Consider the following 14,065-nt stretch of genomic DNA (forward strand, 5'->3'; position numbering starts at 1 on the left):
GGGTGCGTATTGTCTACGACAATTTGACATACATCAACTATTGATAACGCAATCGATTAAATTCTCATGCCATCTCGACACATTTTCAGGGTGAGAGGTTAGGTTCTGCCTAAGTCTCATCCCCTGACCACAGCACGTTACTTATAGCGGCTGTGAATGATGCTAGGTGGTCAGTCTTATCCGGAATGGTAACTCTATGGTGATTATTCAGTTGAACAATGACAGTTTGACGACGGAACTTGAGCCTGTACTTGGTTATAACGTTTGAGTTGGTTGAAGTAGTGGTGCGCTTTTTGTACGTGTTCGAACTCCAACATCCAAGTCGCACTGCGCTGCGCTGAACAAAAAGCACCCATATGTTTGAGCAAGTCATCGCTTTGTTTGGTGAGTACGTTGGCAAGGCGGTTAACCAAGGCGTTGGGCTCAATCGCAGTAAACTGCAGCAGAGCATAAGATTGATTTAAGACATCAAAGGCTTGTTTATGCTGGCCCAAGTGGTTGAAAATTTCAGATTGAGAAACAGCAGCATCACATAGCCCAGAGATCAAGCACACCAACTGGCAAGGTTTTGTATGTTCGCAGTTTAGCGCTGATTGAATATGGCTTGGTATATGATGCAGTACATCTTCAAACAAACAGTGTGCTTGTGGCCAATGCCCCTGCGCTAATAGTTGTTCAGCCTTGAGATAGCTTGTCCAGCACTGTTGTAAGTCCATACTCAATTCTCCAGAATGACGGCGTTCACTTATTTAAATGCAATTTATTATCAAATGCAAATAATTGTTATTTGCGATTTTAAGTGTGGTGATTGTTTATTATTTGTTCGGTTAAACGCGAATAAGGTGTAACTCGCTAAAATATAAATGAATTGCTTCTACACTTAGGTCAAACTACAACAAGAATCCAAAAGCTAAGGAGCGGAGTGATGGCGATTCAACGATTGAATGCAGAGCAGCTCTACCACGTTGCCCAGTTAGAAAAACTCCCTTGTAAATCAACTAAGGAGTTAGACCCAGTTGATGAGATTGTGGGGCAAGAACGGGCGCAAAAAGCGGTCGAATTTGCAATGTCGATCAAAGAGAAGGGTTACAACATCTACGCTATTGGCCGTAATGGGTTGGGCAAACGTACGATGATTTTGCGCTATTTAAACCGCCATCAGCATGATGTCGATGCGTTGTTTGATTGGTGTTATGTGGCCAATTTCAGCGATATTCGAACCCCAAAAGTGCTGAAGTTACCTTCGGGTATTGGGGTTAAACTCAAGCAAGACATTGAAAAGTTAATGAATAAGTTGGTCAATGCGATCCCGTTAGCTTTTGATAACGAGATTTACTTTGCTCGTGCCGATAAACTGAAAAATCAGATGGCACAAAAACAGCAAAGTGAATTGGATAGCATCAGTAAAGAAGCCAAAGATAAAGGCATTAGCTTAACCATCACCACTCAAGGCGACTATCAATTTGTTGCGATGAACGGTGAAGAGATGCACACCGAAGAGTCCTTTGACGCCTTGTCTAAAAAAGAGCAAGAGCACTTTAGCCATACCATTGATGAGCTAGAAATCAGCCTACGCAATATGGTACGTCAACTGACCGAATGGGAAGACTCCTACAGTGAGAAGATCAAAAAGCTTAATGATGAAGTAACGCTTGGCGTCATTACCCACTTTATTAAGCAGCTTAAGCAAGATTATTCTGGCTACCCAGACATTAAAACGTATCTTACGGAGTTACAAAAAGACATCGTCGATAATGCGGACATTTTCTTAGATGAAGACAGTGAGCAAGGCGAAGTCGCGACAGCTTCTTTAGATAAGCGTCTACCGCGTCGCTACAAAGTCAATGTGCTGGTCAGCCAGCCTTCAGACAAGCTACCGATCGTGGTAGAAGAGAACCCGAACTACCACTCTCTATTTGGTTATATCGAAACGGCGACTTTTAAAGGCACAGTATTTACCGATTTTTCGTTGATTCGAGCGGGTAGTTTACATAAAGCCAATGGTGGTGTGCTGTTGATGGATGCGGTGAAAGTGCTTGAACAGCCCTATGTTTGGGACGGTTTAAAGCGTGCGTTGCGTTCACGTCAAATGAGTTTTACCTCTTTGGAAAAAGAGGTCACGCTAACAGGGACGGTTTCACTTGACCCAGAGCCTATCCCGCTAAATGTGAAAATCATCCTATTTGGTGATTACCACACTTATCAGCTGCTGACTCATTACGATCCTGAATTTAGCGAATTGTTCCGAGTAACGGCCGATTTTGAAGATGAGATGAAACGTACGCCCGATACCGAGCTACATTACGCGCGTTTTATTTCGAGCATAGTGCACGACAACAATATGCTGCATTGCGACCGTAAAGCGATTGCACGCATCATTGAACACAGTTCACGTACAACGGGCGATCAAGGCAAACTGTCACTTCATTCGGCGCATATTGCCAATTTGTTACGCGAATCTAACTATGTGGCGAAGCAGGCGAATTCAAACATGATCCGCCAGAATCATGTCGAAGAGGCGCTCAGCAACCAAGAGATGCGAGTGAGCCGCCTGCAAGACAGTGTGATGGAGTCGTATGTTAACGGTACAACGCTAATCCAAACGCAAGGCATGGCGGTCGGGCAGGTGAATGCGCTGTCGGTATTGAGCACCAGCGATCATATGTTTGGTGCGCCAAACCGTATTACCGCCACCACTTCCTATGGCGATGGTGACATTATCGATATCGAGCGCAGTGTCGATCTGGGTGGCAGCATCCACTCTAAAGGTGTGATGATTTTATCCGCGTATCTCTCTTCGGTATTTGGCCGTACGGCGCGCGTACCACTCACCACGACCATCACATTTGAGCAATCATACGGTGGTGTGGATGGTGATAGTGCCAGCATGGCCGAATTCTGTGCGATTGTGTCTGCGTTTTCTAAACGGCCTAATCGCCAAGATATTGCGATCACAGGTTCGATGAACCAATTTGGTGAGTCGCAGCCGATTGGCGGTGTGAATGAGAAAATTGAAGGTTTCTTTGATGTGTGTGCAATCAAAGGGCGCACCAGCCAGCAAGGTGTCATCATTCCTCGTTCAAACATGCACAATCTGATGTTACGCGCTGACGTTGTTAAAGCGGTCGAGAAAGGGGAGTTCAATATCTGGGCTATTGAACATGTCACTGAAGCGGTTGAGCTCTTTACTGGCAAACCCGCAGGCGAAGCAACAGAAGATGGCAGCTACCCGGTTGATACCATCTTCGGTTTAGCACAAGCCAAACTGAATGCGCTTAGAAAATAACCTTATTGGACAGTGCATCACCAAGTTATAATCACGGTAAATGGCCACTCATCGAGTGGTCATTTTTTCACGGATCTAACAGCTATTGCCTCTGCTAAAGTCCCAGCATGGAGCCGTTACCATTGGCCGAGAAGCAAAAAGCGCAGCTCGCCTTCTTCAAACTATAAATCGACTACTATTTCCTAGTCTCAACCGCATAACTCGAAAGGTTATGCGGTTTTTTTATGAATCAAAGAATATCTAACCATCCGAAATAACTAGGTTTTTTGGGGTTAGCTGCTTGTTTTTATGATTCGATCCCCCCTGTATAAAAAACACTATCTTTATTAACATTATCTTCATATATTGACCCAATAAGAACTAGAAATGTGATGTTCATCGTGTGAACGCATGGTCAAGTGGCTGAAAGTAAGGAGTGTTTTTATGGCGAAAGAGGAAAGCTTATTTCGTTTAGAAAGGGTAAAAAGGTTTAATTTTTCAGTGTGGACGGTATTAACCGGAACATTGATTGCTCGTACCAGTTTTTTCATGGCATGGCCATTTTTGATCGTGTTTCTTTACCAAGATTATGGTGCATCGCCGATTGAAGTGGGTGGAATGCTGGCGACCTCTGCTGTTGTAGGAGCAATTACTGGGCTGTATTCAGGGTATCTTTCCGACAAATTTGGTCGCAAGTGGGTGATGGTTCTTGGCAGTGTGATGGCTGCATTTGCCTACAGTGGCATTGGTGTGGCTGATCAAATCTGGCAGTTTTACGTGCTTATCGTCCTTACTGGTTTAATGCGACCAATGATTGAAGCGCCGGGCAAAGCAGTGATTGGTGATAACTTGCCGAATTTGAAAGATCGCGAGCTGGCGCTCAACATCCGCTATTTCCTACTCAATCTAGGTGGTGCCATTGGGCCACTGCTTGGGATTACGTTTGGGCTTTCTCATCCACAAACACTCTTTTTCTTTACCGGCGGCACGTATTTATTGTTTGGCTTTTGGCTGCTGCTCGGTATTGAACGTAAAGGGCGCTACACCAAACCCGATCGCTCTGGTTTGCCTGATTTTTCTTCGACGCTAAGAGTGATCAGTAAAGATAATATTTTTGTGAAGTTGATGGTGGCGAACTTCATCATGATGTTCATCTATGGGCAGGTAGAATCGTCTATTCCACAAGTGATTGTACGCACCAGTGCCGCCGATGCAGCGCAAATTGTCGCAGGGTTAGTGCTGGTAAATACCATGACCATTATCATCTTCCAGTTCCCAATGTTGAAGTGGTTGGAAAACGTCCCGCTGTTTGTACGAACTCGGATCGGCATGTTATTGATGGGGCTTGCGCAACTCGGCTTTCTGTTTACCCCCGCAGATTTACCGATTGGTTGGGCGCTCGCTTGCTTTGTTTTGAGTATGGGCGAAGTCATTGCTTTTCCAACCTTAAACGTACAAATAGACCGCATGGCTCCCGCCCATTTGCGTGGTTCTTACTTTGGTGCCGCCGCGCTTTATTCGTTAGGTTTTGCGATTGCGCCACTGGTTGGGGGGGCGGTGATTGGATACCTCAATTCAAACTGGCTGTTTGGTCTTTGCTTTGTGCTGTGCTTAGTGATGATTTGGCTTTACTGGGTCGCAGAGCATCAGCCCGATACGGTCGAGCGTGAACCTATTACTCAAGCTTAATTTGTTCTTTTTGTAAGGCTCTCATCGAGAGCCTTAACATCGCTATTTTTTTATCGCTACGCCAACTTCCAGCTTATCTAGCCATTCCAAAAATCGTTGAACATCATCGCCCCGAAAAATAGCGCCATGTTGCGGACACATCATCTCAATATCCAGCTGGCTGACTCGCTCAATCCAATCACTTTTGGCGCGGTTAGATGGCATCCAACGTTGATGAAAATAAGTCATTTTTGGAATATGGCTTTGAAAATCTTCTACAAAAAAAGAGGCATTAGGGCTGTCGAGCGCGGCACCAATATCGCCAGACATCAATATTTTTGCATCAGGGTCGTAAACCGAAAAGTTACCAGAAGAGTGCATGTAATGTGCTGGGATAAAGTGCAGGTCGTGACCTGATAAGGACACTTTTCCACCTTCATCTTTGATGGGGGAGAATTGAATTGACTCCATACCAAAATGGCGGATAAACCCTTCCCACAACCAAGGTGAATGTAATGTTGCACTGGGCAGTGCTTTATCCCATAAACCGAGGGAAGAGATGATGTCTGGATCTTGGTGAGAGGCAAAAAGATGCTTGATATGTTCAATCGGCACTTCTTTCACGACGCAACCGAGCATCGCCGAAAACAGTTCAATGCCACCGGGATCTAGCAATATCGCTTGATCACGATTGACTATCATATATTGGTTGGTATCAATGATTTTTTCTGGTTTGTTTGGATCGCGAGCAAACATCACCCAGCGATGATGGCCGCGTTCAAATAGTATTTTTGATTGCATAGTTCACCTGAGAAAAGAGAGAGAATGTTTTGAGCGATAGCATGACGTGAGCTTGAATTTCTTTTGCCAGTTCAGCGACGTTATTCGCAATGCTTTGCAGTTGAGCTTGATATCGCTCATCTGCTTGAGAGGCTTCCACGCTCAGCATGATCGAGATGATTTGTGCAATGCGCAGGTTGTCGTATAAGGTTTGCAATAACTCGTGCAGGTTTTGAGCTTCAGAGTAGAAACTGTGACTGAGTTTGCTATATTCCTCTTGGTTCTGATGATGTACGACATCCAAACTGTGTAAATGCCGAGCGTTATGCGCTTGTATATACACATTTTCAAAACGTTCAAGCGCAGCGCGTGCACGAGTCCTTGCAGTTGCGAGTTGGCTGATACGCTGCGCCTTCAAGTTGATGGTGTGCGACGCCTCTAGCGTGACGCGGACTAAATCATCAATCGAATCAGTAATTGGCCGAAAACCTGCGGCACTTTCGCCCGCACGCAGAGCCAGAGCTCTGGCATTGCTGGCGACAAGCAGTAATTTTTTTGCAATGAGTACGCTTTGGTTTAGCTCTGCTGCCACTTCCGCCGCAATTACGAAAACCGGTTTGTTGTCCATAGTTATCGAAAATATTCATCAACTTAACGTGTGTTAACTATAGACCAGATTCATATTTTTGAGACTAGATTGCTCGTTTTGGCTCTGTGTTACCTAAACTCAATGGTTTTTCTGCTGCTCAACTTGCCGAAGTGCACGTTGGTACATCACCCACGCGGCAAGGCCTGCGAGGATGTTACCGACCAACGCCCCGATAAACAGGCCATGCAGTGCCGCTATTTGAGCGCCAACCCATAAACAGGGCAAGAAGAACACAAACAGGCGCAGCGCGGAAATGGTTAAGGCTGTGTATGATTTTGCCAACGCATTAGAAACCGAGACCATTAACATGCAGATACCAAGCGGCCCTAAACTGATTGGCACGATCATTAAGTGCCAGTGCAAAATGGATTCGACACTTTGTTCGCTGGTCATCAGCGCTGCAAGGTGGCCGGATAATAGATAGGTCACTACGGCGATGATGAGCTGAAACCCAAGAATAAATTGGCACGCAACACGAACCAATTTTCGAATGTCTTGTAATTGGCATGCGCCAAGCAAACGACCCACCATCGGTGGCATCGACATAGTTAATGCCAATATTGCTACCATCGCAAAAAACTCAAAACGAGATCCTAACGCCCATGCCGCGACAGCTGCGGTGCCGAAACTGGCCAATAGTTTGGTTGCCAGCATCGAAGAAAGCGGTGGAAGAAGCTGGCTTATCATGGCCGGCCCCATGATATGGCTGATAGAGCGAATACTTTTCCCTACATCCAAATCTGACCAATCAAACAGCATCCAGTGTCTTTTCGACACCTTGGGCGCAACCACGAATACGCCAATCCCAAAGGCTAGAATGGTCGCCAGCGCTGCGCCTTCAATACCCAAATCAAAAGTGAATATAAAAATAGGGTCTAAAATCAGGTTTAAAATGCTGGTGACCATCATCATAGTACCCGGCAACATCGTATTACCATTGGCTCGACACAGACTGTATAAAAAGTACAGCACCGCGCCCACCCAAGCACTGATTAACCAATAAATCCAGTAGCTGTCGACGATCTGATACACAGATTCAGGAGCGCTGAGTAGCGCTAAGATGGGATGACGCAGTAAATAGATAATCACTGAAAACAGAGCAACCCCAATGCTGCCAATAGCGACGACCAACCCACCAAGCTGCTTCGCGTAGCGAATTTGGTTCGCACCCAATGCGCGAGCAATCACCGCTGTGGTCGCAATGCCAAGCCCAACCTGAAGGCCAATAATGATCATCTGAATGGGTAATGTAAACCCTTGCGCGGCAAGGGGTAACACGCCAAGTTGGCCGATAAACGCACTATCGACCAGTTGGAAGCTCATGAGGGACAGCACACCAAACATCATCGGCCAAGTCATTTGCAAGAGTTGGCGCGTGAGTGAAGGTGGAGATAACGGGGTGGTGTTTGACATTGCTCGGCTCAACTATATGGGTAGAGGTTTTAATATGTGGCCTCTGCGGTGAAAAACAAGCTCAGAATGGTTTGTACGTTATGTGCGTTGAGTATGTTAACAGCTATACGTGAAGAGAGCGACGTTCATCCCCAGCGAGTTGTTCCGTGCAATGACATGAAAATCATCATATGGATGAAATATTTCATAAAAGCCTAATCATTTGGTGAATACTTGAGCGTTAATCTCGTGATGAACTCGTCCTATTTCTATGAAATGAAACCGATTTCATTTCTGCTTTGTGAATCAATTTGCGTTTAATGTATTGATGGTGTTAATAAAAAATAACAATAACGCTCTTCCTCAGTTTCATCGCCAAAAGCAGTCGAGCGCGCTGTGAAGCGACACCTAATTTTCACTTGTTTCATTTTTTAAACTGACCACAGAACAAAAACAAACCAAGTGATTAATAGGACTTAACATGAAAAATTATAAGCTTCTACCTCTATCCCTAGCTGTGGCTGCCGTACTCTCTTCTGCTCCTTCTTTTGCCAATGATCCAATGCCAAATCCTGAGGTGTTGGATCAAGATCAACAACCACTGGTGCTGACACCAGATATAAACGTTCCCGCGGGTATCGTATTTTCTGGTTATGCTCGCTATGGCGCAGCCTACCAAAATGGCGATGTCAAACTGGTTGAAACCAATGGTCGTTTAAACGGTAACTCAACAGGCCGTTTAGGTAACGAAGGTAACGGTGGTGAGTTTCAATTTGGTAAAGGATTCGTCAGTGACAGCGGTGCTATTTGGGATGTGGTGGTGATGTTCAACCATTGGGGTGATGAGGTGGGTGTGCCTAAAGCTTACGCTGGCGGAACCAACATTTTTGAAAGCCAACCTGAACTTTACGTATGGGCTGGTCGAGACTTTCACCAACGTATTTCAACGAATTTGAACGACTATTTTTGGATGACGCATGATGGGCAAGGTGGTGGTTTCTACAACCTTAATCTAGGAGGCATTAAATTCGACGCCAGTGTCGTTAGTGCAACGGGGGCTTCTCCTAGCGATCATCCAGATGGTAATTACGCATTGACCACCAAAATCCACGGCATTCAATTTTCTGATACAACCAATCTCAGCATTTATGCTAACTACGGCTTTGATGACAATTCGGATCCAACTGCCAAAAAACTCAACGCGTTTCAAGTGGCGGGTGAATTGAAGTTTGGGGATGACCGTTTGGTGGTGCGTTATGCTGATAACGCCAAAGACAGTGTTTTTTGGAAAACGGAGAATCAATCAGCGTTGTTGGTGAGCTTTGATGGGAGTAAGGCGCTGGGAGACAATGCGGCGATCGAATACCTAGCGGCTTATCAAGCCTACGAAGATGGTGCATACAAACAGTATGACCGTACTAACTACAACGTGTTGGTTCGCCCGATGTATTTTTGGGATGAGACCAACTCAACGTGGTTAGAAGCTGGCTATGATGTTGTAGATTTTGACAACATTGACGCCACCAACTCTTCTTGGAAAGTGACACTATCGCAGAACATTTCGTTTGGTAAAGGTGCAGGCGCTCGACCAATGCTCCGTTTCTATGCCACTTTGGGTGATGCCGATAACGAAACTGTGATCGACAAAGACGGCCTATTTAAAGCCGCAAGTAACCCAGATACGGTAACGATTGGCGCGATGTGGGAAGCGTGGTGGTAACCCCATATTTGATCATTAACTGTCCATTCTTTTTTCACGGCTCGCTCGATGCCTGCCGTGGTTTTTAACCTCCAGCGATACACTTACGCTTTCGGGCCACATTAGTGGCCCTTTTTTATTTACGGTAATCGGCCACCATCTTTTTCTCTCTTCCGATTGCCATGAAACAGTTTCATGGCTGCCTGGGAAACTGCTGTGGCTTTCAATGTTTAGATAATTGTCATTTGTGTGCCTAGTTCGATGTGATTTCTCTCACGCTAAAGCGAGGGGATATCTTGAATACTAGCTCATGAAAGCGGTTTCTTGTTGGTTTTGTCAGTAATGTTGTGAGGCGAGAGTGGCGACAATTAAAGATGTGTCTGATCATGCAGGTGTATCGCAAGCGACGGTGTCGCGGGTGATTAATGGAACTAGCCGTGTTAGCCACGATAAAAAACTCAGAGTCGAAAAGGCGATTAAAGATCTTGGTTACCGCCCCAATTCTATTGCTCAAGCACTGGCCTCAAGCCGTACGGGGAGCATCGGCATCATAGTACCGGAATTAGGGGGCCCTTTTTATTCAAGCATTTTGCATAACATTGAAGAGCAACTGCGTAAGTTTGGCTACCACGTCGTCGTGACGGCAGGCTCGAACACAGAGCAAGGACAAAAAGAGTCGGTGCAATTTCTGCTAGGTCGCCGAGTCGATGCATTAATTCTCCATACTCAACATCTAACCGATGACTACTTGATTGAATTGGATCAACAAGGGGTTCATTTGGTGCTAGTGAACCGTTTTATTCCTGAAATGGCCAGCAGCTGTATTGACATTGATAACGAGATAGGTGGCTTTTTGGCGACACAGTATTTACTCAGTCAGGGTCATCAACGAATTGCTTGTATTACTGGGCCATTGGATAAATCTGATGCGCGAGGTCGTCTGCAAGGCTACCGAAAAGCGTTGGAAGAGGCTGGGCTTGACTATGAAGAAGCGCTCGTGTCTGAAGCTGGTTTTACCGAAGAATCCGGCGTCAAAGCGATGCGCAAATTACTGATGCGTCACTGTGAATTTAGCGCCGTATTTGCTTCAAACGATCATATGGCATTTGGTGCATTTGAAGAGTTGCGCCGTGTCGGGTTGCAAATACCACAACACATATCCTTGGTTGGATTTGACGATATTTTATTCGCGCGTTACCTCACCCCAGCGTTAACGACCGTGAATTTCCCTCTTGAACAGATGAGCTTAGAAGCGGTTCAGCTCGTTATTCAAAAGCTGCACAAAAACAAACGCGACGTGAACTTCAAATTATCCCCTTCGTTGGTGATACGAGACTCCGTCAAAAATTTACTCAACACCCTATAAACCTAACAATAAAGATATTAAGGATGAATCATGAAATTTAAGACCTTAGTGCTATCAAGCGCCGTGGCTTTAGGATTTTCTTCGCTTACATATGCTGCCGACCACACCATCCGTTTAGACGGTTTCCCCGACTTTGATAGCAGTTTGAAAGTCTTATTGCCGGACTTTGAACAAAAGAGTGGTATCAAGGTTGACTATTTAATGAATAACCACGGCGACCACCACACCAAGCTGACGACGAACCTTGCCACAGGATCCGGAGCGGGGGATGTGATTGTGGTTGATGTAGAGAAAATTGGTCCCTTTGTTGCCTCCGGTGGCTTAGTCAATTTGTCCGAAAAATATGGCGCGGACAAATTCCAAGACCATTTCGCACCTTATGCTTGGGCACAAGGCAAGGGTGGTGATGGCAATATGTATGGCATTCCTGTCGACCTTGGCCCTGGCGTGATGTACTACCGAACCGATGTGTTTGAAAAGGCGGGGATTGACATCAATAAAGCGATAAAAGATTGGGACTCCTACATCAAAGCCGGTGAAATATTGAAGAAACAAAACGTACAGCTGATTGCATCCGCCGCTGATGTAGCACAAGCGATCATTTTTACCACGGTTCCTGACGGCGAAGGATTGTATTTTGATAGTAAGGGGAATTCAGTCGTCACTTCCGAACGTTTTGTACATGCATTTGAAGTGGCAAAAACGATTCGTGAAAAAGGGCTAGATGGCCGAATTTTGGCATGGTCTAACGAATGGTATGAAGGTTTCCGTAACGGTACTTTTGCCACTCAGCTTTCTGGTGCGTGGTTACTCGGACATCTGAAAAACTGGATTGCGCCAGATACAGCAGGCAAATGGGCCGTATCAAACCTTCCTGATGGTATTTACGGCAGTTGGGGCGGTTCATTTCTCTCAATCCCTACTCAGTCAAAACATCAAGATGAAGCGTGGAAGCTGATTGAGTACATGACAACCAACCGTGGTGTGCAGCTTAAAGCGTTCGAAACGATTGCCGCGTTCCCCTCTAATGTCACGACTTACGATGACCCAATGTTCAATGAAGAAATTGAATTTCTAGGTGGTCAAAAAGCGCGTTTGTTGTTTGCGAATGTGGCAAAAAACATCAAACCAGTCGCGCCTGCGAAAGGCGACCATGTGGCTCGTTCTATCATCTTAGAAAATGCACTGATGGAAGTGTTGGATGAAGGCAAAGACATCAAAGCCGCACTGAAAGATGCAGAACGTTTGATTCAGCGTCGTACCCGTAATATGCAATAGCACGGTCATCATTAAAAAGAACCGCCAGCGGTGCTGGTGGTTCACTAAGCGTAAGTTATAGAAGGCATGATGTTATGCCTAAGAGGTCGTTATTATGAATCACGTTACGAGCAACGCTGTGCAAGCGCCATCGGGTCGACGTTTTTTTTCTCACCTGAGTTTGAAAGCGCTTACACCGTACGGGTTTCTATTGCCGTTTTTGATTATTTTTTCTGTTTTTGGAGTTTTTCCTCTCCTGTTTTCTGTCTATCTCTCTTTTCATGCGTGGAACCCCGTCGAAGGGGTTGCCGCCATGAATTATGTGGGATTTGATAACTACCAAGTTGCATTGACCGACCCTTGGTTGTGGCGTTCATTAAGCAATACATTGTGGTTGGCGATAACCTCGGGCGTCGCTCAACATTTAGTGGCTATTCCAGTGGCCTATATTTTGGTTTCATTGGGCGATCGGCTGCGTCATTGGCTGACATCCGCTTATTTTTTGCCATTCATTACCTCAACGGTGGCGGCGTCGCTCATCTTCTTCAATATGTATTCACCCAATTCGGGCATCATCAACCAAAGCTTAATGGCTTTAGCTGATAGCAGTGTCTTTGGCTGGGCATTTTCTTGGCTTAATGAGTATCAACCTATCCGTTGGTTAGATGATGCCAACATGATCAAACCCTCGATTGCCATCATGGTTTTTTGGAAATACACCGGTTTTAACATCGTGTTGTACACCACAGGTTTAATGACCATTCCCAAAGAAATTTTAGAGGCCGCGCGGATGGATGGCGCTAACGCCTTTCGCCGTTTTTGGAATATCTCACTGCCGATGATTCGCCCTTTCGTTTTCTTTGCCGTCACCATGACCATCATTGGCAACTTACAACTGTTTGAAGAACCGTTTGTATTAACGCGCGGCACCGGAGGCGTAGGCCAAGCGGGCTTAACCATCTCAATGTATCTCTACAAAGTGGGTTGGGAGTGGCTAGAGATGGGCACGGCATCCGCTATTTCTTGGCTGCTGTTTGCGCTGATTGCAACTTGTACTGCGATTCAGTTTTTCTTCTTTGGTAAAAAAGGGTTGGGGGAGTAATAGCATGTCAATCCACGCTTTAAAACTCAGTGATCGCAGCATTGAACTCATCACTAAAGTAATGATGGCGCTACTGGCGGTTGTATTGATTGTCTCGGCGTTGATCACTGTTTTCCCATTTTTGTGGTCGGCGCTGCTGTCAACGCGCGATCGTACGGAAATCTTCGGTTCAGGCATCAGCTTTGCCATTGGGGATAGCTTAGCCATTAACTATGCAAAGCTGTTGCAGATTATGCCGTTTTGGCAGGCGATGTTTAACTCTATCTACATTGCCTTTTTAGGCACCACTATCTCACTGTTGTTTTGCAGTATGGGCGGTTACGCGTTTGCTGTGTTTCAGTTCAAAGGTAAGAACGCGCTATTTGGCATGTTGGTGGCTTCCATGATGATCCCACCCGTCTTGAGCTTGATCCCCTATTTTATGATCGTGAAATTTCTGGGTTTGATGGATAACCACATGGCGGTTTGGCTGCCGTTTACCACCACTCCATTTGGGATTTTTCTAATGCGCCAACACGTGATGGCCTCTATTCCTAAAGAGTTATTAGAAGCGGCCAAACTCGATGGCGCGGGAGAGTTTCGTACTTACTGGAGCGTTGTTTTGCCGTTGATGAAACCAGCGTTGGCAACACTGGCGATTGTACAGTTTGTCTTTTTCTGGAACAGCTTTATGAATCCGTTAGTGGTGCTCACATCGCCAGAAAACTACGTCATTACTCAGGCGTTACGTAGCGTGCAAGGCATTCCAAATACGCCTTGGGGTGCGGTGATGCTTGGCACCACCATTTCTATATTGCCGTTGGTGACTATCTATCTCTTTGCGTCCAAACAGATGATAAGCGGCTTAACATCCGGTGCAGTAAAAGGCTAATTGGCCTTTAATCCCT

11 protein-coding genes are annotated in these 14,065 nt (G+C 45.6%); 7 read left to right on the plus strand and 4 right to left on the minus strand.

Annotation, left to right across the window (positions count from 1 at the left end; genetic code table 11):
- Window positions 1-203: 203 nt before the first annotated feature.
- Entirely contained in the window at window positions 204-716 is a 513-nt protein-coding gene (locus tag AACV20_RS02330) for a hypothetical protein (protein WP_170894914.1), read from the minus strand.
- A gap of 209 nt (window positions 717-925) precedes the next feature.
- Here AACV20_RS02330 and AACV20_RS02335 point away from each other — a divergent pair, with 209 nt between their 5' ends.
- Both AACV20_RS02335 and AACV20_RS02340 read left to right on the plus strand, forming a co-directional pair.
- Window positions 926-3,286: a Lon protease family protein gene (locus tag AACV20_RS02335; RefSeq protein WP_026027772.1), complete on the plus strand. Its 2,361-nt coding sequence runs from the start codon at window positions 926-928 to the stop codon at window positions 3,284-3,286.
- Window positions 3,287-3,709: 423 nt separating this feature from the next.
- A complete protein-coding gene (locus AACV20_RS02340) occupies window positions 3,710-4,954 on the plus strand; it encodes an MDR family MFS transporter (protein ID WP_170894913.1) in 1,245 nt (414 codons plus the stop codon).
- Window positions 4,955-4,996: 42 nt separating this feature from the next.
- Here AACV20_RS02340 and AACV20_RS02345 read toward each other — a convergent pair whose 3' ends face one another.
- The 3 genes from AACV20_RS02345 to AACV20_RS02355 form a co-directional block, all read right to left on the minus strand.
- Window positions 4,997-5,734, minus strand: a complete 738-nt coding sequence (locus AACV20_RS02345; RefSeq protein WP_013868161.1) for an MBL fold metallo-hydrolase — start codon at window positions 5,732-5,734, stop codon at window positions 4,997-4,999.
- On the minus strand, window positions 5,712-6,341 hold the full coding sequence (locus AACV20_RS02350) for a hypothetical protein (RefSeq protein WP_017043842.1): 630 nt from the start codon (window positions 6,339-6,341) through the stop codon (window positions 5,712-5,714). Before AACV20_RS02350 ends, AACV20_RS02345 begins: the two co-directional genes overlap by 23 nt.
- Window positions 6,342-6,440: 99 nt before the next feature.
- Window positions 6,441-7,775: an MATE family efflux transporter gene (locus AACV20_RS02355; protein WP_170907898.1), complete on the minus strand. Its 1,335-nt coding sequence runs from the start codon at window positions 7,773-7,775 to the stop codon at window positions 6,441-6,443.
- Window positions 7,776-8,235: 460 nt separating this feature from the next.
- On the opposite strand from AACV20_RS02355, the gene AACV20_RS02360 reads away from it, so the two are divergent.
- The 5 genes from AACV20_RS02360 to AACV20_RS02380 all read left to right on the plus strand — a co-directional run bounded on the left by AACV20_RS02360 (window position 8,236) and on the right by AACV20_RS02380 (window position 14,049).
- Window positions 8,236-9,474 carry a carbohydrate porin gene (locus AACV20_RS02360; protein WP_017044902.1) on the plus strand — a complete coding sequence of 413 codons (1,239 nt, stop codon included), beginning with the start codon at window positions 8,236-8,238 and terminating at the stop codon, window positions 9,472-9,474.
- A gap of 337 nt (window positions 9,475-9,811) precedes the next feature.
- Window positions 9,812-10,819: a LacI family DNA-binding transcriptional regulator gene (locus tag AACV20_RS02365; protein WP_017050242.1), complete on the plus strand. Its 1,008-nt coding sequence runs from the start codon at window positions 9,812-9,814 to the stop codon at window positions 10,817-10,819.
- Window positions 10,820-10,849: 30 nt separating this feature from the next.
- A complete protein-coding gene (locus AACV20_RS02370) occupies window positions 10,850-12,097 on the plus strand; it encodes an extracellular solute-binding protein (protein WP_170907899.1) in 1,248 nt (415 codons plus the stop codon).
- A 94-nt stretch (window positions 12,098-12,191) separates the two neighbouring features.
- Window positions 12,192-13,178 (plus strand): carbohydrate ABC transporter permease, encoded by a 987-nt coding sequence (locus AACV20_RS02375; protein WP_013868154.1) that lies wholly within the window; start codon window positions 12,192-12,194, stop codon window positions 13,176-13,178.
- Between the two features lie 4 nt (window positions 13,179-13,182).
- Entirely contained in the window at window positions 13,183-14,049 is an 867-nt protein-coding gene (locus tag AACV20_RS02380; protein ID WP_017044900.1) for a carbohydrate ABC transporter permease, read from the plus strand.
- Window positions 14,050-14,065 lie beyond the last annotated feature (16 nt).

The organism is Vibrio sp. B4-6 (assembly GCF_963888245.1).
Lineage (GTDB): Bacteria > Pseudomonadota > Gammaproteobacteria > Enterobacterales > Vibrionaceae > Vibrio > Vibrio anguillarum.